Raw genomic sequence first — 23,506 nt, 5'->3', positions numbered from 1 at the left:
AACTGGTAATGGAAGGATACATTTCCGACAATGATCAATTCGCCGCTGCCGGGTCGGATTAAAAGTGATAATGACCGTAACAAGTTTGGTAGAGCGGCAGCCTGCTTCTCATTAAGATAAATATGAGCTTCTAAAAAATGAGGGGAGTCTAAAGAAATGTAGAAAGCGTCCGCAATAGTTTTATTCACTGATCAAAAATGAATGCGCTTACAAAGACGTAAATGAAGGGGGCATTTAGAAATGAAAAAACAATTATCAATCTTGACCCTATCGCTATGCATTATGCTTTCTCCTCTAGCAAGCGCAATAGGGACATCAAATACCGTGTACGCCGATCCTATCGTCTCGGGAACCGTGACGCCGTATGAGGCGCCGTTCGTCGATTTGTACAACAATCCGGATGAAGCGATCACTGGAAGTACCTATATCTTTAATCCCAACGCTAATTTCCATGAAAGAATCGCTTACGATTTCAAGAGGATGAAAGAGCTCGATCATGTGAATGCAGTAGGCTTCTATGATATTGTCCACATGACCGACGGCGATCGAAATACCCTGTTCGACGAGCTCGAAAAAAACCGTCAAAAGGCAGTCATCCGTATTGAGAGTTATGATGCAAGCACGTTCGACTGGGATTTTAACGACCAGGCACATCACGATGCGATCAATGTCATTAACCAATATAATTCCGACGATTCGGCGCATGGATACACGGCGCTGCTTCATTATTTGGTTGCGAATGATCGGCTGAAGGACGTCGCGTATTTTGCGGTAAATATGCCGGTTGACGACGGCACTGTCGCAAACCATTTTAAGAACGATACCTACGTTGACGGCAGAGCGAACCCGGATTGGTCCGCGAGCCAAGTGGCATACGCAGATGATTTGATCAGCCGTTTGCGGGACATTGTCGGTTCTGCCAAATTATATCTTAGTGTTTTCTATGGATGGGACTTTGCTTATAATACGCCGTCTTACGCCAATATCGCGCATAAAGCCGACGGATACTTTTTGAACAATTACAGCTACCCGAGCAACAACCCTCCCGATGAATCCGCTTCGCCCTCGGAACTGATCAATCAGCCGAGGCTGCAGCAGGGGATGGACCGGTTCATGGCGCAGTATCCGGACGATCCCAAAATCATCGAGTACGGTTTCCATACGAACGAGTTCAACAAAGGAAAACCGAACAATCAAACCGCCGGGCTGGTGAAGACCCTCGCTGCGAAAAAACGGGCTCTGAAGGATACGACCGCTTTCTATCAGAGTGGTTCGTCGAACGGGAAGCCGTTCAATGTGAGAGGGACGCTTTATTTCGCCCAGAACTTGTACAAAGAAGAGGGCAGTCCTCTGACGGTCAGCGATTGGTCCCTGGACTATCCGAATGTCGGAGAGATGGAGGCCGAGGATCCGCAAACGACGATGCAGTTCATGAACGACAGTGCTGCGGATCCCGTCTATTTGGACGACAGTACGGCTTCAGGCGGCCGATACGTCGACCTTGATTCGGAAGGCAAAGCGGTAAAATTCTTCAATGCAAGCGCGGGAGCGATTCTGAAAGTCAGATACGCTGCGAGCAGCTCTACGACCCTGAGTCTTTATGTGAACGGCACCTTCAGGCAAAAAGTCGATTTTCCGGCTGCCGAATCTTGGACGGATGCGCATGTGCATATCGAGGTGCCTCTTCTGGGCTCCATTGAGCTGAAGCGGGATTCCGGAGACGGAGAGATCAGCCTGGATGCGGTGAGCGTGCTTGCCCATGACGAAGCGGAAATCGGCACGCAGACGGACGGCGTTTCCTATTCCGACGCGGATGCTTCGGGCGGAGCGGGCATCTCATTGTCCCCGGATCAAGGAAGTTACTTGACTTATGGTGCCGGAGAGATTGCGCCGGGCACGCAATTGCTGGTTCGTTACACGTCCGAAGCCGATACCCAGCTCGGGCTTTATGTGAACGGTAGGCGAGTCCGGACGTTAAGCCTCGAAGCAACCGGCGCAATGACGGGCAGCGATGCTTACGTATCGGCGAGGGTGCCGATCTCCATTCCCGATCATGCCGTTCTGCAGCTCAAACGGGACTCGGCGGGATCAGGCGCTTTGAATATCGACTATATTCAGACAAGCGGACAATACGAAGCAGAGTTTGCATCCGGCTTGTATAACGGCGCCCATGGACAAACGAATGCCGCCGCTTCAAGCAACGGTACGGCTGCGGATCTGGATATTGCCGGGGCGTCTGCCGTCTTCAATGGCGTGCAAGAAGGAAAGCAGCTAAAAATTCGCTATTCGAGCACGCAGGACGACAGCATGACCGTATACATCAACGGAGAAGCGTTGCGTGCGAATTTGCCTAGTACCGGCAGCGCAAGCCAGTTTGAGGATGTATTTATCAATTGTCCGATTCCAAGCGACGCAACGGTTATCATTCAGCGGAACGACGATAACAGCGCGGCAGGATTGCAGTTGGACGCCATCTCCAGCTTGAACTGGTACGAAGCGGAATCGGGCGCTGCAGCCGGAGGGGCAGCCTTGAACAGCGATCCGGATGCATCGAACAGCGAGCGGGCGGTTCTGGGCGGTACAGCCGATTCGGTTTCCTTCGATAACGTGGCTGAGGGAAGCCAGCTGCAGCTGAGGTATGCCGCGGAGAGCGATGCGCAGCTGAGCTTATCCGTAAACGGTCGATTGATCGCGATCGTTGATTTGCCTTCCACTGGCGCGGCAACGGGCAGCTACTTGACGACAACGGTGAATGCGGATATTCCGAAGAACGCAAACGTCAAGTTTCAATTCCATCAAGGAAGCGATCCGGTAAGCCTGGATTCGTTCTCGATTATTTTGAACAACGAGGCAGAAACGGCGAACTTGATTCAAGATACGAACCTGTACGCTGATGCTGCCGCTTCCGGTGGAATGGGCGCGGACGTGCAGCATGACGGGGACGGCATTTCATTTGCGAATCTCAAAGCAGGCAACAAACTGCTGGTGAGATACGCGGCCGACGGAGACGGCAAGCTTGCCTTGTATGTCAATGGCGTTAAGAAACAGGACGTCGTGTTTCCGTCCATCGGCACATGGAGAGGCGGGTACAACATCCGGACGATCGACGCGGACATTCCTTCCGGCGCAACCGTCAAGCTTGTGTACGAGAACGGCGGAAGACGGGTTCGGATCGACAATGTGAACGTAACCGGCATTTCCGAAGCGGAGAATTTCATAGACAAGTCGACGGACGTTCAGCTTCAGCTGGATTCGGACGCTTCAAGCGTGGCCGGCATGACCGGATTCGGCGCGGACGGAAGCTATATCGCTTTTCTGAACAAGAACGGAGCAAGTTCACTGTCTGTGCGGTATAAAGCTGCTGCGGACTCCGAGTTTACGGTTTACGCCAGATACAGGGATAACGTGGACGACGCATCGATTTACAAAACCGACTTGCTGGGCGTGCTGAAGCTGCCTGCGACAGGCCATGTTTTTCGTACGGCTGTTCTGAACGCGTATATTCGGGATGGCATGCAGATCATTTTGAAGAAAGAGTCTCAGAATTCGGCCGATGCTTCGCTCATCGTGGATGACATCGGATTTAACGATAAGCTGGAGGCGGAATCCGCGATTTTGAGCGGAGGAGCAACAGCGAACGATGAAGGGCCTGGATCGTCCGCCTCCAATCAGATGCAGGTCATCGGGACCGGATCACAAGGTGCATCCGTCACTTTCGAGCACGTTAAAGCCGCCAACCGGCTGATTATCGGTTACACCGGTGAGAATACCGGCACGACAAGCCAATTCAGCTTATATATGGCGAAACCCGGCGAAGATTTTGTTTTCTCGCAGAAAATAATGTTCGATCCGACGGGGAGCTGGAGCGGGCCTTTCGCCGAGCGTGCTCTTGACGTCGACATTCCTTACGGGGCGAGCATAAAGCTTCAGAACGACGGAAACGGAGATACGCCCGTTCACTTCGATTACATCAAGCTGACCGGCGTCTATGAAGCGGAGAATGGGAACTTCTACGGAAACGCAAGGACCTGGTATAGTGCGGTGACGGACCCGAACGGTCCTTCCGGCAACTATTGGGCATGGGCGTTCGCAGATATCGGGGATGGCGTGGAGATCCCTCAAGTCCGCGGCGGAAACGTGGTGAAGGTTCGTTACTCCGAGGGCGAAAACCCTGGGACGAACGGCCAGCTCGGATTATTCCTGAACGGCAATCTCATTCAAGATGTCGTGATGCCCTATACCGGATCATGGGGCAATTACCGGATCGCGCAAGCAGATGTTTCTGTAATGGATGGGTCCGTCTTAAAGCTGCAAAACACGAAGCAAGCGGACCATACGGCACCAATTGACGAGATCGAAGTACGGGACAAGGAGCGCGAAGCGGAGAACGCCAACCGGTATGGCGCAGCGCAACTAACTGCGGATGCGCAAGCTGTTTACGGTTATTCGGTGAACGCGCTGGGTACGGCGGGAGCCTCCGTCGAATTCCCCGGCATGAACGCTGGAAGCCGGCTTGCGATTCGTTATGCAAGCGCGATGGAAGGCACGTTGAGCTTGTACGTCAATAACAGGAGGATAAAAGACGATCGCCTTCCCGGAAACGTCGGGCAGTGACTACGGAATGGTGACGATCGACGCGGAAATCCCGCAAGGTGCTGCCGTGAAGCTTCAGCGCGACAGCGACGATACGTTCGTTGATTCGTCGGCAATCGATTCAATCGAAGCTGAAGGCGCGTATGCGGTCAACCGGCATTACGAGGCGGAGAACGGTGCGTTGACCGGAAATGCGGAAGTTGTTTCCGGTGAAGGGCTTTCGAACGGATGGAAAGTCCGTTTGGCGGACGACGGCGACGCCGTGCAGCTTCCGGAAGTTTCGGGCGGCAACGCCACCCTGCTTCGGTATGCCGCAGTGAGCGACGGCACGCTTAATCTTGAGGTGAACGGCCTGCTTCTGAAATCCATTCCGCTCGCAGCAACGGAATCGGGAACGTTTGCCGTCCAAGAGGTGAAATTGCATGTGCCGAAGGGCGCAAGCTTGAGGCTGTCGAAAGCGGGAGGCGGCGGAGCGATCGAATTGGACGCCATTCAAATTTCCGACCGTTACGAAGCGGAGTATGCGAAGATGAACGGCCAGTCAGATGACGGATACTCGCCAATTGCCGTTGATGACCCTTCGGCTTCGAACGGCAAAGCGGCTGCCAGATTATGGGCTCCGCCAAACGGAACGGGATCTTTCGAGTTCCCAGCGGTCAAAGAAGGTTCGCAGTTGACAATCGCTTATGCGAACGGCGATACGATCGCGCGGAAACTGACGCTGTACGTGAACGATATTAAAGTGCAGGACGTCGAATTCCCGGCTTATGAAGGCGGCGGTTGGGATGGAAAATACAACGTCATTTCCGTACCGGTTCGCATCCACGAGGGAGATACCGTCAAGCTTCAGAAGGATGCCGGCGACAGTGAAGTCAACCTCGACTATATTCAGGTGGACGGCGATTACGAGGCGGAAGACGCAGCGTTGTTCGGCAGCGCTTATGTATCGGCGGATGTGAGCGGAAATACCGAGAACGCCTCGAGAGGGCTTACGGTCGGTGGGATCAATACGGCGGGCTCCGGCATTGAAATCGCCAATGTCATTGCAGGCAATACCGTGCGCATTCGCTACGCAAGCCAAGATACCGGCACGCTCTACATGTATGTGAACGGCGGCTCCAAGAAGAAGGTCGTTTTCCCGAGCACGGGGAGCTATACAGGCGCCTATAACGAGATATCCGTTCCGGCGGACGTTCATGCCGGCGATTCCGTTAAGTTCGCGTTCGAACAGAACCCCGGGGAAAGTCCGGTAAGCCTGGACCGAATCTCGATAGAAACGAACGGCGATCAAGCGCCGACTAACGGCATGAGTGTAACAAGCGCCTCCGCTGGCATTTCCTTGCTGGCTAAATACGAAAGCGGCGTCGATGGGCAAATGAGCTTATACGTAAACGGCAATTTCAGCCAAAAAGTCATTTTCCCTAATACGAATAATCAAGACGGTGCGATTGAAATCAAAATTCAAATTCCGGCCGGTGCGGAAGTGAAGCTTCAAGATGACGGGGCACCGGATGTCGCGGTCAATCTCATCGACATGACCGTCTCCGACAAGTACGAAGCCGAATACGCGAGTCTATTCGGACAGGATGCGGATGGGCATCAGACGTCCGCGTTCAATGACAGTCCCGCGGCTTCGAACGGCGAAGCGGTACATTTCATCTGGGGAGACGGCAGTTATTTGGAGTTCCCTGGCGTCATCGCGGGCAATCGGCTGATCGTCGGCTATTCTAGCGGCGAGGACGGACGCCGCTTGAGCTTCTACGTCAACGGCACGAAGGCTGCGGATATTCCGTTCGTCAACACGGGCGGTTGGACGGGGCAATATCAAGAGGTCGCGGTTCCCGTGGACATTCCGGCCGGAACTACGGTCAAAATTCAAAGGGATCCGGGCGATTCGGACGTCATCATCGACTATATCAAAGTAACCAGCGAAGGCGGCGGCACTGCGGATACGGAAAAGCCGACCGCGCCGGTCATTAGCCTCATGCATAAAACAACGACGACCGTCATGCTGTCCTGGACGGCTTCGACGGACAACGTGGCCGTCACGGAATACGAAGTCTATCAAGGAAACGTGAAGGTAGGCTCCACGGCAGATACGCAATATACGATTACACAGTTGCAAGCAAATACTTCGTACGACTTTACGGTAGTCGCCAAGGATGCGGCAGGCAATGCATCCGTTCCAAGCCCGATATTAACGGTAAAGACCGCGAAGCCTGTCTCTGATCCGCCGCAGACGAATCCTCCAACAGACCCGCCGCAGACCAATCCTTCTACACCAGTCACAGGCGGCGGTGAAAGCTCGGGCTCGGATTCGAGCTCGAGCTCAGGAGGGGAGGTGCCGACGGCCAGCTTTAGCGATACAGCAGGACACTGGGCTGAGGCGAATATCAAACTAGCGGTTAGTAAAGGTATCGTTACCGGTTATCCAAACGCTACATTCAAACCTAACCAAACCGTAACGCGCGCAGAATTCGCTGTCATGTTGATGAACGCGTTGAAGCTTCAAATTAAAGGAGCTGCTTTGAGCTTTGCCGATGCCGGCACGATCGGTGCCTGGGCTCAGGAAGACGTCGAGAAAGCGGTGCAAGCGGGAATCATTCATGGCTACGAGGACGGCAGCTTCCGTCCGAATGCCGTCATTACCCGCGCAGAGATGGCAGTGATGACTGCAGCTGCTCTAGGTCAGTTCGGTCAAGCGGGAGCTGCAGCCGATTTTGCGGACGAGAAGGACATTCCGGCATGGGCGAAATCCAGCGTGGCATTTGTGGAGCATGCAGGCATTGTGAAAGGTAAAGGCGATAACCGTTTCGCTCCGGGAGATCATGCGACAAGAGCGGAGGCTGTGACCGTGCTGTTGAACATGCTGGCACTGGCGCAAGAAGAGCAAACAAACTAATACGTGAGACAATTGAAGCACCTTCAAGTATAGGCGACCATGTCGGTAGACATGGAAGACAACTTGGAGGTGTTTTGCATTGGCAACACGAGCAAGCCTTCGTCGATTTCGTGGTATAGAAAATCTCGATATTGAAAATTTGTCTCATGAAATCGAGTGGGACGGAGAACTATAGGCAAGATATAGATGCTTCCCTTTTCTGTTTGTAAGAAGGGAGGCGTTTTTCATTTCACGAAGGTTAATCGGTTAATCATATTTAACCTTGTTAACCTAAAAAAACCTCTTGAAATCGCTTTATTTTCGTCATATAATCACGTCATAAGGTTAAGCGTTTAAGTAAACCGTAACTATGACAGCGATTCGACTCATTTCGATATTACGTTTAAGCAGGTGAAGATCCATTATGAAGCGCATTACGATTCGGGAAGTTTCAGAGAAGGCAGGCGTGTCGACTGCTGCAGTATCTTACGTTCTGAACGGCCGCCATAGCAAAGTTTCGGCCGATACAATCGAGAAAGTGCAGCGCGCAGCCCAGGAACTGAACTATATCCCTGATTTCTCTGCCAGAAGTTTGGCGAATAACAGCTCTAAACTGATCGGTGTCGTCATTCCTCAGACAGAGGACCGGAAACAGCTGCTGCTGCAAAATCCGTTCTACTCCGAGCTTATATGCGGCATCGAATCGCAGCTCAGACAATCCGGTTATCATATGATCTTGTCCGGGGTCGAGAAGGGAGAGGGCTACCTCGATACGACGATGCAGCGCAACCTTGATGGAGCCATCATTATGGGGGTCTATCAGGAGAGCTTCTACGACGATTTGAAGAAGGTGAACATGCCGATCGTTCTCATCGACAGCTACATCTACGACAGGCATTTCCATGTCGTCGGCATCGACGACGAGCTGGGCGGATATATGGCAGTCAATCATCTAATCGAGAACGGCCATACGAATATCGCGCTGGTTACCGGAACGATCCGTAAGGACGGCGTCGTGGAGAAACGATTTCTCGGTTATAAGCGAGCGCTGAAGGAAGCGGGGCTGTTCTACAATCCGGACCATGTCTTCGAGCATTCCGTCACTTACGAATACGGTTATGAAGCCGGCAAGCTCATCGCGGCCGAGCATCCGGAGATCACGGCGGTCTTCGCAACGAGCGATCAGATGGCGATGGGCGTCATGCGAGGCGTTCGAGAAGAAGGCAAGGATGTGCCGGAGCATATTTCGGTCATCGGGTTCGATGATATATCGTTTGCCCGGATGAGCACGCCTCCGCTGACGACAGTTGACCAGGATATTATATCGCGGGGAATGAAGGCGGCCGATTGCCTCTTGTCGGCCATTCAGAATAAAGGCAAGGAGCTTCCTTCAGAGCCGACTATCATGCCGCTTGCGCTCGTCGCTCGCGATACAGTCCGCAAACTGCAGTGAAGGTACATTTTGCGAGGGAGGTGACCGAGGGCCTGTCGGGAATGACTGCGAAGGCGTCACGCAGCAAGCGGGATTGAAATGCCAGAAGCTTATTTTACTTGGGGAGAGGGGTTAGACATGGTTAAACAAAGCGGGATCCTGTTGTTGATTGCTGCAATGGCGGTTATAAGCGCATGCGGCTCAAATAACGGGAACGACTCAAACGGAAACTCCAGCAGCACGAATGCAAGCACGAATGGAAGCTCGGATGCGAGCGCGAACGAGTCTCAGGAACCGGCGAAAGATCCGGTAACGATCAAATATTTGACCTATACGGCTAACGGCGGACAAGAGAATACGCTGAAGTCGATGGTCGAAGCGTTCGAAGCGAAGAATCCGGATGTAAAAGTCGATTATGAGGTTGTGCCGTACGCGGACTATGATACGAAGCTGACGACGCTCATCTCCGGCGGGCAAGCTCCCGATGTGTATGAGCTTGGTTACGAGAACTTCCGCAAGTATGCGGGCAAAGATCTGCTGCTCGACTTGACGCCGATCATCTCGGCTGATTCATCGTTTGACCCAAGCACTTACAAGAAGCTGGCGTATGATGCATTCAATTATAACGGCAAACAGATGGGCGTGACGGAAAGCTTCTCCGATGTCGTGCTGTTCTACAACAAGGACCTGTTCGATGCCAAAGGCGTAAAATATCCGGATGCTTCCTGGACATGGAAGGAAGAGCTCGATGCAGCTCAGAAGCTGGCCGATCCGGCGAACGGCGTATGGGGAACTTACTCGCCGTTCCAATTCTACGAGTTCTACAAAACCATTGCGCAGAACGGCGGGGGCGTCTTCGATGCGAGCGGCAACCCGACAATCAACAGCCAGGCCAATATCGATGCCGTGCAGTGGATGATCGACAAAGCGGAGAAGTACAAGGTTTCTCCGGCGATGAACGACGATACGTTCAGCCAGCCCGATGCCGATCTGAATGCGTTCATGTCCGGCAAAATCGCAATGGCTCGTTTCGGTATCTGGAATTTCAGCCGCTTCAAGGATGCGAAGTTCAAATGGGATATCGCGCTTGAGCCTGGCAATACGCAGAAGGCACATCACTTCTTCGCCGATGGAATCGTGGCTTCCAAGGATACGAAGCAGGCTGAAGCTGTATGGAAATTCATGAAGTATTTCACTAGCGACGCGGATTCGGTGAACAAGCGGATTGCGGCAGGCTGGAGCGTGCCGGCAGTAGCGGACGATGCCGTGCTTGATGCGTATTACAAGCAAGCGCCGCCGGAATCGAAGAAAGTTGTCATCGACGCGCTTGATTCGCTTGTGCTGCCGCCTGTAGGTCCGAAACCGGAGAAGTGGGGAGAGCTTCAAGCGGCCGTAACCGAACAGCTGGATAAAGCGAAGTTCGGAAAAATTAGCGTCAAAGAAGCGCTCGATAACGCGCAGAAGAGCGTTGCCGACTTGCTGAGCAAGTAATCATACCGTTATCCCAATATCCAGCTGCTTGATCATACTGCCGCCTTAACCGGGCAACTTTCCTAGGGTCTAACCGGTTACAGGCATATGCGGCGCAAGGAAGATGGGGTCTTGTATTGGCGTACAAGATCTCATCCTCCATATTGTATCGCTTCGATCGCGGCATTGTGAATCTTTTTTTGAGCATTGCTCTTGTGAGAAAGGAACGTGCAAATGGTAGGACAACGCAACTGGAACCGCAGAATGGCTGCCTTTGTCTTTTTACTTCCCGCTGTGCTCGGTTTAATCGCGTTTCAGCTGTTGCCGATGGCGTCATCCGTCGTTGTAAGCTTCTCGGACTGGGATCTGCTTAGCAAATGGACGGATATTCATTTTATCGGCTGGAGCAACTATGCCGAAGTGTTCACCAACGAGAAATCCTATATGTCTATTAAGAACGTTTTTATTTTTCTTATCGGATACATGCCTGTCATTACCGTACTCGGCATCTTTCTAGCCGTTCTGTTAAACCGCAACATCCGCGGGATGAAGCTGTACCGCGCGGCCGTGTTCATTCCCGTTATAACGTCATGGGTCGCGGTATCGATCATATGGCGGTGGCTGCTGAACGGACAGAGCGGGGTCGTCAATTACTTGCTGTCGCTCGCGGGCATCCAAGGCCCGATCTGGCTGCAAAGCGAGCATTGGGCGATGGTTGCAATCATATTCGTGTCGATCTGGAAGGACATCGGTTTTGTCTCGATTATATTGCTGGCAGGGCTTCAGGATATTTCCGACGATTACTACGAGGCGGCTAACCTCGATGGCGCATCTGCCTGGAGTCAGCTGTGGCGGATTACCGTTCCGCTGCTGTCGCCCACGCTGTTCTTTATTGTGACGATATCGCTCATTAACTCGTTCCAAGTATTCGACCAGGTGCTGATCATGACGAACGGCGGTCCGGCAGGATCGACGAGCACAATCGTCGAGCAAGTGTACAGGAATGCGTTTCAATATAACAAAATGGGTTTTGCCGCAGCGCAATCGTGGGTGCTGTTCGGCATCATCTTCCTGGTGACGATTGGCATGCAGCGGCTGCAACGGAGGTGGGTCGTCTATGAAAGGTAGAACGATGGCTGCAATCCGCAAGGGTTTGACACATCTCATCCTGCTAGCGGTATCCGTCATGCTCGTCTTCCCATTCGTATGGATGGTGTCGGGGGCATTCAAGGACAGTTTGGAAGTCGTGAAGATGCCGCCGCAGCTGCTTCCGTCGCACTTCCGCTTCGAGAACTTCGTCCAAATCGGGGAGTTCTTCCCGCTGTACCGATTTCTTCTTAACAGCGTAGGAATCGCGGTTGTGACGACTGCACTTCAGCTGATCGTCTGTGCGATGGCAGCTTATGTGTTTGCCAAGATCGCCTTTCGGGGGCGGCAAGGCGTCTTCATGTTATTCCTTGCGACGATGATGATTCCGGCGCAGGTGACGCTTGTGCCGCTCTTTATTTTGTTTTCGCATATGCATCTGCTCAATACGTATGCCGGACTTATTCTGCCAGGTATATTCAGCGCTTACGGTACGTTCTTGCTGCGTCAGAACATGATGACCATTCCGAACGAGCTGCTGGAAGCTGCGTTCATGGACGGAGCGACGTATTATCGGGTGTTCTGGAGCGTGATGCTGCCGCTGGTCAAGCCGGTGCTTGCGGCGTTGTCGATCTTCGCGTTCATGTCTTCATGGAATAGCTTTCTATGGCCGCTTATTTCGACGAACAGCAAGGAATTGATGACATTGCCGCTTGGACTTAGCATGCTTCAGGGCAAGTGGTCGACGGATTGGAATTTGCTCATGGCGGGGAATGTGATCAGCTTCGTGCCGATCTTCACCGTATATCTGTTTGCGCAGCGATATTTCATTAAAGGCATGACGATGACAGGGATCAAATAATTCGCCCGCAGGGCTTAAGCAACAGGAGGAACTTTCGATGAAGGAAGTACGAATCGGGCTAATCGGCCTTGGCGGCATGGCCAACGTGCACGCGGCACAGCTTGAACAGGTACTCGGAGCGGGAATAACCGCCGTGTGCGATCGAGACCAGGCGCGCGTTGCGGAATGGGGAGACAAACTTGCGATAGGCGAAGGCTCGCGTTACGCGGAGCCCGAAGCTCTGATCGCAGATCCGAACGTGGATGCCGTCATGTCCATCACGCCGAACGATGCCCATTACGAGATCATTCGGCTATGCATGATTCATGGCAAGCCGATCATGACCGAGAAGCCGTTCACTCGCACCTATGAAGAGGCGAAAGCGCTGCTGGAGCTTTCCAAGCAACATCCTTCGACGTGCATGGTCGGTTTCTCTTATCGCTACACGCCGTCGTTCCGCATGGCGCGGGACATGATCAAGCGCGGCGAGCTTGGCACTGTGCGTCATCTGTTCGTGCAGTACATGCAGCAATGGGGCGGCCCCGTATTCAAGACCCCGATGAATTGGCGGATGGACAAGAACGTGACGGGTACCGGAACGCTTGGCGATCTGGGCTCGCATATGCTCGATGCCGCACGTTTTCTCATTGGGGAGCCAGTAGAGGTTTCCTCGCTCATGAGCTCGCTCATTAAGGAACGGACCGACCCGGCAACTGGCGGCATGGTACCCGTCGATATTGATGATTTTGCTGCATTCGTCGCGGTGCTCGAGCCGGGGGTTCCGGCCGTGTTTCAAACGTCGCGCAATGCATACGGCAGCCAGAATCAATTCGAAATTACGGTGTTCGGCGACAACGGCACGCTGCATATGGGCTGGGAGTTTGGCTCGAAGCTGATCTGGGTGCATCCGGATGAAACAGGCGCGGAAGTAAGAGAAGAGCTTGAAGTGCCGGAGTCATTCCGTTTGTTGCAGATGCAGGACTTTGTCGACCTGGTTCGCGGAACGGTGCGCGAAGAGACGGCGACGCTGCTGGACGGCTACTTGAATCAACGGGCGCTTGAAGCGGTTGTACAATCCTATGAAGAGAGGAAAGCGGTTGTCGTTGCGGATATGGAAGCAGAAGACAAGTCGCGCGCGGTGTAGATCATGACGGAATCGACAAGCGGGGCAAGAGTAACGATATGGAACGAATACCGGCACGAGCGGAACAATCCGATTGTAACGAAGGTGTACCCGGAGGGGATTCATAATGCGCTTAAGGAAGGCTTGGCATCGTACGGTTTTGAGATCGGGACCGCGACGCTCGACGAGCCGCAGCATGGCTTGACCGATGAGGTGCTGGAGAGCACCGACGTTCTTGTATGGTGGGGGCATATGGCCCATGATGACGTGGACGATACCATCGTAGAGAAGGTTCATAACCGCGTGCTGCAAGGGATGGGGCTAATCGTTCTTCATTCCGGTCATTATGCGAAAATATTCAAGAAGCTCATGGGGACAAGCTGCGCGCTTAAATGGCGTGAAGCGGATGAGAAGGAGCGGCTATGGGTCGTCAACCCGAGCCACCCGATTGCAGCTGGAATCGGCGAATATATCGAGCTGCCGCAGGAAGAGATGTATGGCGAGCATTTCGATATCCCGGCTCCAGACGAGCTTGTATTCGTCAGCTGGTTCGAGGGCGGCGAAGTGTTCCGAAGCGGCTGCGCGTATTACCGCGGTCAGGGCAAAGTGTTCTATTTCCGTCCCGGGCACGAGAGCTATCCGACATACTATAACAAGGACGTTCTTCGCGTCATCGCGAATGCGGTGAACTGGGCGGCCGCAACAGGCGGCGCGACTCCGGCTTATGGTCATGTGCCAGTGCCGCTGGAGCGGATTCGAGGGCGCGAATAACGCTGCCTTTGGAAGATCTTAGCTGGATTTTCGCCGCTCGCATGATGTACACTACTTGCGTATAGTTAATCGAACGAGAAGCTTCGGCTTTTAGGAGGATACAAGTGTGAGCAAGGAACAAGCAGGTAAAGTGTACACGGGCGATTGCAAGGTGCTGCAATTCTTCGAGGAGCTGTCGAAGATTCCGCGGGGATCGGGCAACGAGAAAGCGATCAGCGATTACGTAGCTCGGTTTGCGCAGGAGCGCGGCTGCACGGCGATACAGGACGAGCGCTATACCTTAATTATTAAGAAGCCGGCTTCGAAAGGGTATGAAGAGGCGACGACCGTTATTTTTCAAGGTCATCTGGACATGGTTTGTGAGAAAAATAAAGCGACGCAGCATGACTTCACCAAAGATCCGATCCGCTTCAAGCTTGACGGAGATATGATCTATGCGCAGGGCACGACACTTGGCGCCGATAATGGCATCGGCGTGGCATTCGCGATGGCGCTCATGGATTCGGCGGAGATGGCGCATCCGCCGCTTGAGATTTTGCTTACGACGGAAGAAGAGACGAACATGGGGGGAGCGGAGAATCTCGATGCTTCCAAGCTGAGCGGGAAGATGATGATCAACTTCGACTCCGACCGCGAAGGCGTCGTGTTCGTCAGCAGTGCCGGCGGGGCGTCGGTGTTCCACGCGGTGCCGATCGCATGGGCGGATGGCGAGGCTGCTGCGGCAGGCAAATCGGCGTATGCCATTGCAGTTCAAGGCTTGACGGGCGGGCACTCCGGCGACGATATTATCCGCGAGCGCGGCAATGCGAATAAGCTGGTCGGTCGTGTGCTGGATGATCTGCGGCGGCATGCTGCTTTTGATCTGGTGAGCGTGGCCGGCGGCATGAAGGTGAACGCAATTCCTCGCGAGTCGGAGGCGGTTGTGCGTCTCACAGCGGAGGAACTGGCAGTCGCTGAGGCGCGTGTTGCGGAGTGGAACCGAATCTATAAGGATGAGTTTGAGTTCGCAGACAAAGGCGTGAATGTGACGATAACTTCGGTGAACGAGGCTCCTTCGCGCTGGCTGTCGGAGGAGACGAAGCTGCTTGTTATCAGGCTGCTCGCGCTTATGCCGAATGGCGTGCTTAGCATGGAAAAGGCGATTGAGAATCTCGTGCGGACATCGACGAATATTGGCGTCATTACGATGAAAGAGAACGAGATTGTGTTCGAGAGCCTTGTGCGGAGCTCGCACAAATCTCAACTGGATGCGGTGCTGCAAGTGATGGAAACGTTGGCGGAAACGGTCGGCGTCACGTACAGGAACGATCACTATTTTGCGGGCTGGCCGTATCGTTCGGACTCGAAGATTCGCGAGGTATTCGAAGCGGTGTACGCGCGCAAGTACGGAGAACCGCTGCAGGTCAAAGCGATCCACGCGGGACTCGAATGCGGCATTCTCATCGAGAAAATGCCGCATCTCGACGCCGTCTCCTACGGCCCGAACATGTACAATTTCCACACGCCGGAGGAGCATGTGTCGATCTCGTCGGTGGAGCGGACATGGGAGTTTCTGCAGGACGTTATGCGCGAGCTGAAATAGATGGTTGGAAAGCGCGGGGGCCTTGGGGTCCCCGCGCTTTTCTCTGTTGGTTAGTTGGTGGCACGGCGGAGGACTGGTGAGGGTTGAGAGATGAAGCTCTCCACATCTCTACACGCGAATGTCCAAATTGCCGCCTAAGTTCGGCGTTACGCTGCGTTCGATCATTTGCGTCAGCATTTGGCCTTGCTGCTGAGCCGAATCTTTGGCCATTTTAAGAACGCCAATGCTCACGTCTTGCATCAGATTACTTTGGCTCATTGACATCGATAGTGCTGCAATATCCACGAACGGTCCTCCTTCTATGGCTATGACATGTTCTTCCACTACAGTTATCGGAATTAATGGTTACCATCGTTAACGGTATGAGAAAAAGCCCCGCCGCACCTCCGCATGAAGCTAGCGAGAGGGCGGCGGGGCCAGAACGATTACTTCGCGAGCTCGCCGAATCGTGAATACACGGCGAGCGCCGGGTCGATCGGCACATCGGCGCGCTGCACGTTCGCCGGGATGTGGATCGTTGGCGTCGGGCGCGGCAGTCTGCCTTCGAATTGCGGCAGGTATTCCTTCTGGGCGATCAGCATCTCCGTGACCATGTCGCGGATTTGCTTCAGCGTCAGCACGCACGAAGTTAGCGGATCGAGCGCGATCGCTTGCACGACCGTCTCCGGATCGCCCGTCTTCGCCGCCAGCACCGTAAGGCGCTGCACGTTGATGTTCGTCATATTAAGCGCCGCGCATTGCGGAGGCAGCTCACCATTAACAGTGCGGTGCAGGCCATTGCGATCTGCGAATACGAGTCCTTCCGCGCAGCAATCCTCCGGCAGATTGGAGATCATGCCGTTGTTGCGCAGATTGCCGCTGAACTTGAACGTGCGGCCGGTCTCCAGCGCTTCGATGATGTAGGCGCAGTACTCGACGCTGCGCGGCGGCAGCTCAGCGGTTTCATCCGAGAGGACATCGCGCTCTTTGTACTTATCGGCGACGTGCATGCACCACTTGTAGTACGCGCCGCTTTCGCCGCCGAAGGACGGCTCGTCGCAGTAGAGGTCAAGCGCCTCTTGGCTGCTGCGGAACCACGGCACATATTCGGATAGATGTCCGGTCGACTCGGTCATGAAATAACCGAAGTGACGGAATACCTCACCGCGAACCTTCTCGTTCACGTAGAACTCCGGCTCCTCGAACTTCTCGCGCAGGATCGGGTACAGATCCTGACCCTTATGCGTCAGCTTCGTAAACCAGCCCATATGGTTGATGCCTGCCGAGACGTAATCGATCTCATGCTTCGGCACGCCAACATAGCCGGAGATAAGGTCGAGCGTCGTCTGCACGCCGTGGCACAGCCCGACATACTTGATCTTCGTCTCGCCGAGCGCCCAGCAAACCATCGCCATTGGATTAACGTAGTTAAGCAGCGTTGCGTCAGGGCACAGCTCTTCCATGTCGCGGGCTACATCGAGAATAACCGGAATGCTGCGCAGCGCGCGGAACACGCCGCCTGGTCCGAGCGTATCGCCGATGCATTGGTCGACGCCGTAGGAGAGCGGGATTTTGTAATCCTTCTCGAACAAGTCAACGCCGCCGATCTGGAACGAGGTGATGACATAGTTGGCGTCGCGCAGCGCTTCGCGCCGGTCCGTCGTAATCGACACCTTCGACTTCAGCCCGTTATGGGCAATGACTTTATCGGCAAAAGCTTTCACCTGCGTCGTCTTCGACGTCGACGGCGCCATCAGCACAAACTCCGTGTCCTCGAGGTCCTTCGTCGCCATAATATCGAGAATGAGCGTTTTGCAAAATACGATGCTGCCTGCTCCGATAATCGCGATTTTTCTCATCGTTTCAGCTCCTTTGGGCGTAATATCTCTCTTATTAATTCGCCAGACTTTCCGTTAAGCCTTCGCCGGCTGCTGCCAATATGTTCGTGACATGAAGTCAATGTACGAGCGGGCGAGAATCAAATCCTCCAGCGCTTCCTTAGCTGCGCACGGTGCAGGGCGTTCGCCACGAACAGCCGCGATGAAGTTGATCGCCTGATTGCGCATAGCCGATACGTTCGGCATGATCGGCTGCACGAGCTCCGGTTCTCCGATAGCGGCATTGTCTCTATAGATCGATACTTTGCCTGCTTGCTGACGAACGAGCGGGGCAGGGAGGTCGACGCGGACGAAGCCCTTCTCGAACGAGACGAGCACTTGCTCATGCCATTCAATCGAGGTGCTATATGGCGCCATCTCCAGTGTAACGGTCACGCCGCTGTCGCTTTCGCCGACAAGCAGCACGCCTTCGCGGTCAGCGAAGGTCAGCTTATAATTCTCGCCGCCCAGGAAGTAGCGAATCGCGTTCACTTGGTGGATGTAATAGTTCACGAAGATATCCAGCTCACGCGTCTGATGCTCCGTGTAGTCGGACGGTCCGCTCTCCAGCGTCAGAGTCGGGTACGGTTCATTCGCGCTGAGCGGCTTATCCGCACCCGCAACCCAGTCGCCCGGAGGCATCGTGACGCGAATGCTGCGCAGCTTGCCATAGTTGCCGCTGGCCCGCCAAGCGTCGACCTCTTTCTTGGCGCGTTCCATCGCTGGGTCGGAGCGTTTATGGTAGCCGACCATGTGCAGCGTACCTGTCTCCTCGCCGATGCGAACGAGCTCGCGTCCAGCTTCAACCGTCAAGCAGAGCGGCTTCTCCGTGAAGACCGGAATGCCTGCACGCAGAATATCCGGGATGAGAGCAGGGTGGTGGCGGTATTGCTGCGGTGCCACAATGGCATCGACGTTCGCATTTGCCAGCAGCTCATGGTGCGAGCTATAAACTTCAGGAATGCCATAGCGCGATGCCACTAGCTTCGCGGATTCCGGCCGCACTTCAGCTAGTGCAACGACTTCGCATAGATCCGTGAGCACCGCATAGTTGCTCAGATGAGCCATCTGCCCCATGCCGCCGCCGCCGACAAAACCAATTCGTACCTTGCTCATACTCACTCGCCCTCTCTTTTGCCCATATTCTCGAACAGAAAAAGTCCGTCTTTGCCTGGTGCGATAATGTCCGGATAGCCGTTGCCTGTTAGATCCTGCACCCAGAAGTAGATGCCTGCGCCGGAAGCTTCGCCTGCTGGACCATAGTCGATGACATGCTTCTTGAACTGGCCGCCATTTATCTTGTAGTAGTAGATGCCAATCGGGTCATGTGCCCCCGGGTCGCCATCGTTGTGAGCGCGGTACCGCTTGCCCGTAATGAGCTCGAGCTCACCGTCTTGATCGAGGTCCACGAGCCAGAGGTCATGGAACTGCGAGCCGCTCATATCGATTTCATGCTTCGTCCACGTCCGCGAGCCGTCTGCCGCTCGGCCTTGCTCGTACCAGTGCAGCCCGTAATCATGCGCTTGCCCGACGATGAGATCGATCAGTCCGTCGCCGTTCACGTCATGGCCGAGAACCGGCACGCTTGCGCTGCCGAGCGAGAACTCGGGGTGGAACGTCCACAGCTCGCCGCTGAACGGATCTTCAGGCTGCTCCAGCCATCCATGGCTCAGAATAATGTCCAGCCGGCCATTGCCGGTCACATCGACGAGGCCCATGCCATGTCCGCTAGGGCCTTCGCTTACGACGTACTTCTTGAACTCGCCCGTGCCTTTGCCGTCCGCATCCCGGACAAGCTTATAGAACGCCTGCGGCATGCCCGGCGTATTCGGGAAAATCTCAGGTACGCCGCAGCCATCGATATCGTAATACCGAATCGTCTCAATGCTGCCGCACTTGTCGATATCGAACGTCTCCCAAGCGGTCGTCGTATCGCCCGGGTTGCGCCGCCAGCGAAGCGTCTCTCCCCACCATGCGCCTGTAATCATATCGAGCCGTCCGTCGCCGTTGACATCCATCGGGTAGTCCGAGAAGTCGTCGTGATACTCCGAAATTTCCATGACATCGCTTATAAAATGTTTCTTCACATAATCCGGTCCCTCATACCAGTAAGCACCGCTCACAATATCCGGAATGCCGTCACCGTTGACGTCGAATACTGCGCAGGCTTCGTACTTGTCCTCGGACAGCTGTCTCTTCTTGAATTGCAGCACTGGATACACGCTCCGATCCGAAACTATTTAATGTTGTATTTGGCAGCCTTGCTGGATTATGCTGAGCATAACCATATGCAAGCGCTCTCTTATTCAAGAGTATGTTATGCAGGGTCAAGAGACAATAAGTGAACTTGGGCGAAAAGCTATCCATTCTTGCGGTGATGGGAGGAGGACATTTATGGCGGGTTCGAGTTCGACCATATTCCGAGGGCAGCCCACATTTATGGGGGGCAGCTCGTTCGATATGCCAGGGGGCGACAGCCGGTTTGTGCTGGAGCTGCATAAGCATGACGCGAACAGCGAGATGCTGCTGATCGAGGAAGGCGAAGGGGAGTTCGAGATTGACGGGCGGAGCTATACAGCCGGGGCGGGCTCGATGCTCTTCTATCACCGCGGCATATGGCATAAGGAGCTGTCGACGAAGCATCCTTTTCGCTGCACCTATATTGCGTTCACGGGGCTGCAGGTTGGAGAGCTGGAGCGGGATTTCTTCCTCAGCCGGGAGCGGCTGCCCATTATCCAGCTCCATGATCAGCTGCCGGTCATCCGCAAGCTGATGCGCGACGCGATCGCGGAATCGCGCAAGCTCGAGCCGGAAGCGCAAATGATCGCGAGCCACTATCTCGGTATTATTTTTGCCAAGCTGGCCCGGCTTGCGCATTATGACGATGAGGCGCGGCAGTCGCGGCTGCCGGCGAGGGAGGCGGTGTGGAAGGCGAAGCGGATTATTGAGGAGAACTATAGCGCTCCGCTGACGCTGGATACGCTTGCTGAGGAGACGTACTTGAACAAGTACCATCTCGCGCATCTGTTCAAGGAGATGGTCGGCGTAAGTCCGATCCAGTTCCTCATCTATTGCCGCATCGAGGCGGCGAAGCGATATTTGCGCACGACGGGACTTCAGGTGAAGGAGATTGCGGAGATCGTGGGCTATCAGAGCGAGCCGTCGTTTTATAACGTGTTCATGAAGGTAAGCGGCATGACGCCGAAGAAGTATAGAGAAAAGGATTATTAGCTATGGGGGGATTGTTTATGGCGTTTCACCGTACAACACGCGGCAGTTTATCGGATGAGCAGCTGATGCAATACAATCGTGACGGCTATTTGGTTCTGGAAGATTTGCTCGATGATGCGGATATGGAGCCGCCCCGGCAGGCGATGATGGAGAAAGTATCTATGATTGCCGATGAGCTGTTCGAGCATGGGCTCATTACCGACAAGCTTACGAACGAACCGTTCCACTATCGGCTTGCCAAGCTGTTCGACGGGCTGACGGATCAGCATTTCTTGCAGTTCGGACGCAGCTGGCGTGATCGGCTCGAGGGCTACTTCCATCTCCTGCGCAATCCGAAAATCCTCGATGCCGTGGAGTCTCTGGTCGGCGAGGAAATCTTCGCTAACCCCGTGTACAACACGCGCCCGAAGGTGCCGCGCGTTGCAGCCGGAGCTGTGCCGTGGCATCAAGATAAATCGTATTGGCCGGATTCGAATGCCAATCCGGTGGTCACGGTGTGGATTTCTTTTGTCGATGCGACGTTCGAGAACGGCTGCTTGCACATCAAGCCGCGCACGCAGAACACGAAGCTGCTGGAATGGCATGCGGAGAAGTTAACCGGAACCAGTTATACGGCGCTGCATGAGCACCAGCTTGGCTCGCGCAAGACGGTTGCGCTGCCGGTGAAGGCCGGAACGGCCATTCTGTTCAACGACCGATTGCTCCACATGTCGACGCCGAATAACTCGGACCATGTCCGCTGGAGCGTCGACCTCCGCTACCAGTCGACCGAGCAGGATCCGATGCCGCAGCATGGGATCGGGTTTCTGGCGAGGAGCGCGAAGTTCCCGGACCGCGTCGCGACGCTTGCGGATTGGCTGGCCGAGCGGCCGGAGCATGAAGGAGGCGGGAGCGAGCATGAGCAGCTTCAGCGAAGCAAGGATGCAAGAGGTAGCCTATCATGAGCAGCTCTACAAAACGACAGCACTGTTCGAGCCGGGAACGTGGTTAGCGAAGCCGGTGGCGGTTGTGCTGGAATTGCTCGAGGAACTGCCGACTATTATGGACGGAGTGAGAGTGCTTGATCTTGGCTGCGGCATTGGAAGGAATAGCATTCCTGTCGCACAGCGCATACAGGCAGACGGGGGCTCGGTAGTAGGTGTCGATTTGCTCCCGATTGCTACCCAGAAAATGCTGCAAAATGCTGCCCGGTATAACGTGCAAGTCGCCATACACGCTGAAGTCTCTGACGTGGAGTTTTACGAGATCGAGCCGAATGCCTATGACTATGTCATCGCCTGTTCCTGTTTGGAGCATCTGCCGAGTCGCGCAGCTTTCGAGACTGTTGTGAAAAGAATGATTGCAGGGACGAAAGAAAACGGGATTCATTGCCTGCTGCTGAGCACGGAAGTATCGGAACAAGACCATCTGACAGGAGAGACATGGCCTGGACGAATAGAGCTGAACCTGGCGACGGAGGAAGCGATTCAGCTATTAAGCGAGCTCTATCAGGAATGGGATGTTCTCATAACGAGGCATGTTCCTCAGTCTGTAGGTGAATTAAAGAACGGCAGAAAAATTGAGTTTAAGAGCAATTGGTTGACGTTTGCCGCGCGGAAGAGGCAGGAAGCCAAGCAATCGGTCAATCGGTCAATCAGACATTCCTGAAGATAAAATCATTCTAGGGGGCTGCATCCATGTCTACATCCATCGAACAACGACTGCAAGAACTGAACATTATTTTACCAAGCGCCAGCGATCCTGCGGCCAAATACGCGAATTTCGTCATCGTGAACGGCCTGATGTTCGTGTCTGGCAAAGGTCCGTCGGGCAGTCCGCGAGGCAAGCTAGGCGCTGAATATACGACGGAAGAAGGCTATCAATTCGCACGGTCGGCCGGAATCGAAGTGTTGGCTGTGCTACAGTCCGCTCTCGGCTCGCTGGATAAAGTGAAACGTGCGGTGAAAATACAAGGCTTCGTCAATGCGAGCCCTGAGTTTAAGGAGCACCACAAAGTATTGAACGGTTATTCCGATCTGCTGCTGGGCGTGTTTGGCGAGAGGGGCGCCCACGCGAGGTCGGTCCTTGGTGCGGTGTCGGTGCGGGATAATCTGCCGATTATTGTAGATTCGATATTCGAGGTGGAGGAGTAACTTGGCTCTTCTGAACACAGCAAAAACCGGCGGTTCTCAGAATCGCCGGTTTTTTGCATTGTGCATTGCTGCTATGTTGATGTGCTATAGTGGAAAAATCCATTGATTTTAAGCGAAAATCGTGATATTGAAGAGCTATCGTGGATTTTTCCAACATAGGTCGCGTCTTTCCTCATTTGAACCGTTTTATAGTGGATTTAGAGTCAATTTCATAATGAATAACCCCTTGGAATTAAAGGCTTTTTAGCATGCAAAAAAGGAGTGCCTCCCCAATTTCTCGAAGTTATGGTTACCACACCAAATAACTGAGAAAAGAAAGGAGCACTCCTATGTACTCTATTCAACAAGAAGAGCTGTTTTCCTTCGAGGATTTAATGGAATTTGAGGCAGAAGCAAAATATACAGCTATTTTATCCCATTTGCCGATTGGGACCATCCTACACGCGATCAGTGGTTCTCCTCAGCGAGGGCGTCCGGAATCGATCAATACGCGGGCCATGATCTACTC

17 protein-coding genes are annotated in these 23,506 nt (G+C 54.1%); 13 read left to right on the top strand and 4 right to left on the bottom strand.

Annotation, left to right across the window (positions count from 1 at the left end; genetic code table 11):
• Positions 1 to 240: 240 nt before the first annotated feature.
• The 9 genes from A8990_RS27315 (at position 241) to A8990_RS27275 (ending at position 15,779) form a co-directional block, all read left to right on the top strand.
• Positions 241 to 4,614 (top strand): carbohydrate-binding protein, encoded by a 4,374-nt coding sequence (locus A8990_RS27315; protein WP_147306884.1) that lies wholly within the window; start codon positions 241 to 243, stop codon positions 4,612 to 4,614.
• A gap of 7 nt (positions 4,615 to 4,621) precedes the next feature.
• Positions 4,622 to 7,495, top strand: coding sequence for an S-layer homology domain-containing protein (locus A8990_RS27310; protein WP_116192197.1), 2,874 nt, complete (start codon positions 4,622 to 4,624; stop codon positions 7,493 to 7,495).
• 403 nt (positions 7,496 to 7,898) lie between these two features.
• Positions 7,899 to 8,927, top strand: a complete 1,029-nt coding sequence (locus A8990_RS27305) for a LacI family DNA-binding transcriptional regulator (RefSeq protein ID WP_116192196.1) — start codon at positions 7,899 to 7,901, stop codon at positions 8,925 to 8,927.
• A 117-nt stretch (positions 8,928 to 9,044) separates the two neighbouring features.
• The gene (locus A8990_RS27300; protein ID WP_181909806.1) at positions 9,045 to 10,397 is read left to right on the top strand and encodes an ABC transporter substrate-binding protein; all 1,353 of its coding nucleotides are present in this window, start codon (positions 9,045 to 9,047) and stop codon (positions 10,395 to 10,397) included.
• A 213-nt stretch (positions 10,398 to 10,610) separates the two neighbouring features.
• A complete protein-coding gene (locus tag A8990_RS27295) occupies positions 10,611 to 11,504 on the top strand; it encodes a carbohydrate ABC transporter permease (RefSeq protein WP_116192194.1) in 894 nt (297 codons plus the stop codon).
• On the top strand, positions 11,494 to 12,324 hold the full coding sequence (locus A8990_RS27290) for a carbohydrate ABC transporter permease (protein ID WP_245996254.1): 831 nt from the start codon (positions 11,494 to 11,496) through the stop codon (positions 12,322 to 12,324). The genes A8990_RS27295 and A8990_RS27290 overlap by 11 nt, the downstream gene beginning before the upstream one ends.
• Positions 12,325 to 12,361: 37 nt before the next feature.
• Entirely contained in the window at positions 12,362 to 13,447 is a 1,086-nt protein-coding gene (locus A8990_RS27285; protein ID WP_116192193.1) for a Gfo/Idh/MocA family protein, read from the top strand.
• A 3-nt stretch (positions 13,448 to 13,450) separates the two neighbouring features.
• The gene (locus tag A8990_RS27280; RefSeq protein WP_116192192.1) at positions 13,451 to 14,197 is read left to right on the top strand and encodes a ThuA domain-containing protein; all 747 of its coding nucleotides are present in this window, start codon (positions 13,451 to 13,453) and stop codon (positions 14,195 to 14,197) included.
• Between the two features lie 106 nt (positions 14,198 to 14,303).
• Positions 14,304 to 15,779, top strand: coding sequence for an aminoacyl-histidine dipeptidase (locus A8990_RS27275; RefSeq protein ID WP_245996252.1), 1,476 nt, complete (start codon positions 14,304 to 14,306; stop codon positions 15,777 to 15,779).
• A 108-nt stretch (positions 15,780 to 15,887) separates the two neighbouring features.
• On the opposite strand, the gene A8990_RS27270 is transcribed toward A8990_RS27275, so the two are convergent.
• From A8990_RS27270 to A8990_RS27255, 4 genes are all read right to left on the bottom strand, one after another.
• A complete protein-coding gene (locus A8990_RS27270) occupies positions 15,888 to 16,064 on the bottom strand; it encodes a YjfB family protein (RefSeq protein ID WP_116192191.1) in 177 nt (58 codons plus the stop codon).
• Between the two features lie 140 nt (positions 16,065 to 16,204).
• The gene (gene melA, locus A8990_RS27265; protein ID WP_116192190.1) at positions 16,205 to 17,617 is read right to left on the bottom strand and encodes an alpha-galactosidase; all 1,413 of its coding nucleotides are present in this window, start codon (positions 17,615 to 17,617) and stop codon (positions 16,205 to 16,207) included.
• A gap of 54 nt (positions 17,618 to 17,671) precedes the next feature.
• Positions 17,672 to 18,751, bottom strand: a complete 1,080-nt coding sequence (locus A8990_RS27260) for a Gfo/Idh/MocA family protein (protein ID WP_116192189.1) — start codon at positions 18,749 to 18,751, stop codon at positions 17,672 to 17,674.
• A 2-nt stretch (positions 18,752 to 18,753) separates the two neighbouring features.
• Complete coding sequence (locus A8990_RS27255) at positions 18,754 to 19,848, bottom strand: FG-GAP repeat domain-containing protein (protein WP_116192188.1); 1,095 nt, start codon at positions 19,846 to 19,848, stop codon at positions 18,754 to 18,756.
• A gap of 181 nt (positions 19,849 to 20,029) precedes the next feature.
• Between A8990_RS27255 and A8990_RS27250 the strand changes: the two genes are divergently transcribed.
• From A8990_RS27250 to A8990_RS27235, 4 genes are read left to right on the top strand one after another with little or no spacing between them, the layout of a single operon-like run.
• Positions 20,030 to 20,866, top strand: coding sequence for a helix-turn-helix transcriptional regulator (locus A8990_RS27250; RefSeq protein ID WP_181909805.1), 837 nt, complete (start codon positions 20,030 to 20,032; stop codon positions 20,864 to 20,866).
• Between the two features lie 17 nt (positions 20,867 to 20,883).
• The gene (locus A8990_RS27245) at positions 20,884 to 21,810 is read left to right on the top strand and encodes a phytanoyl-CoA dioxygenase family protein (protein WP_181909804.1); all 927 of its coding nucleotides are present in this window, start codon (positions 20,884 to 20,886) and stop codon (positions 21,808 to 21,810) included.
• Positions 21,764 to 22,513: a class I SAM-dependent methyltransferase gene (locus A8990_RS27240; protein WP_116192185.1), complete on the top strand. Its 750-nt coding sequence runs from the start codon at positions 21,764 to 21,766 to the stop codon at positions 22,511 to 22,513. The genes A8990_RS27245 and A8990_RS27240 overlap by 47 nt, the downstream gene beginning before the upstream one ends.
• A 29-nt stretch (positions 22,514 to 22,542) precedes the next feature.
• Positions 22,543 to 22,998 carry a RidA family protein gene (locus A8990_RS27235; protein ID WP_116192184.1) on the top strand — a complete coding sequence of 152 codons (456 nt, stop codon included), beginning with the start codon at positions 22,543 to 22,545 and terminating at the stop codon, positions 22,996 to 22,998.
• Positions 22,999 to 23,506 lie beyond the last annotated feature (508 nt).

This window comes from Paenibacillus taihuensis (assembly GCF_003386535.1).
Taxonomy (GTDB): domain Bacteria; phylum Bacillota; class Bacilli; order Paenibacillales; family Paenibacillaceae; genus Paenibacillus_Z; species Paenibacillus_Z taihuensis.
This window is presented reverse-complemented; position numbering and strand designations above follow the sequence as displayed.

Excerpts from the sequence above, each read along its gene's own strand:
- A8990_RS27305 (WP_116192196.1), top strand. The coding sequence starts at position 7,899 with ATGAAGCGCATTACGATTCGGGAAGTTTCAGAGAAGGCAGGCGTGTCG.
- A8990_RS27310 (WP_116192197.1), top strand. The coding sequence starts at position 4,622 with ATGGTGACGATCGACGCGGAAATCCCGCAAGGTGCTGCCGTGAAGCTT.
- A8990_RS27260 (WP_116192189.1), bottom strand. The coding sequence starts at position 18,751 with ATGAGCAAGGTACGAATTGGTTTTGTCGGCGGCGGCGGCATGGGGCAG.
- A8990_RS27315 (WP_147306884.1), top strand. The coding sequence starts at position 241 with ATGAAAAAACAATTATCAATCTTGACCCTATCGCTATGCATTATGCTT.
- A8990_RS27300 (WP_181909806.1), top strand. The coding sequence starts at position 9,045 with ATGGTTAAACAAAGCGGGATCCTGTTGTTGATTGCTGCAATGGCGGTT.
- A8990_RS27295 (WP_116192194.1), top strand. The coding sequence starts at position 10,611 with ATGGTAGGACAACGCAACTGGAACCGCAGAATGGCTGCCTTTGTCTTT.
- A8990_RS27285 (WP_116192193.1), top strand. The coding sequence starts at position 12,362 with ATGAAGGAAGTACGAATCGGGCTAATCGGCCTTGGCGGCATGGCCAAC.
- A8990_RS27245 (WP_181909804.1), top strand. The coding sequence starts at position 20,884 with ATGGCGTTTCACCGTACAACACGCGGCAGTTTATCGGATGAGCAGCTG.
- A8990_RS27235 (WP_116192184.1), top strand. The coding sequence starts at position 22,543 with ATGTCTACATCCATCGAACAACGACTGCAAGAACTGAACATTATTTTA.
- A8990_RS27280 (WP_116192192.1), top strand. The coding sequence starts at position 13,451 with ATGACGGAATCGACAAGCGGGGCAAGAGTAACGATATGGAACGAATAC.
- A8990_RS27290 (WP_245996254.1), top strand. The coding sequence starts at position 11,494 with ATGAAAGGTAGAACGATGGCTGCAATCCGCAAGGGTTTGACACATCTC.
- A8990_RS27240 (WP_116192185.1), top strand. The coding sequence starts at position 21,764 with ATGAGCAGCTTCAGCGAAGCAAGGATGCAAGAGGTAGCCTATCATGAG.
- melA (WP_116192190.1), bottom strand. The coding sequence starts at position 17,617 with ATGAGAAAAATCGCGATTATCGGAGCAGGCAGCATCGTATTTTGCAAA.
- A8990_RS27250 (WP_181909805.1), top strand. The coding sequence starts at position 20,030 with ATGGCGGGTTCGAGTTCGACCATATTCCGAGGGCAGCCCACATTTATG.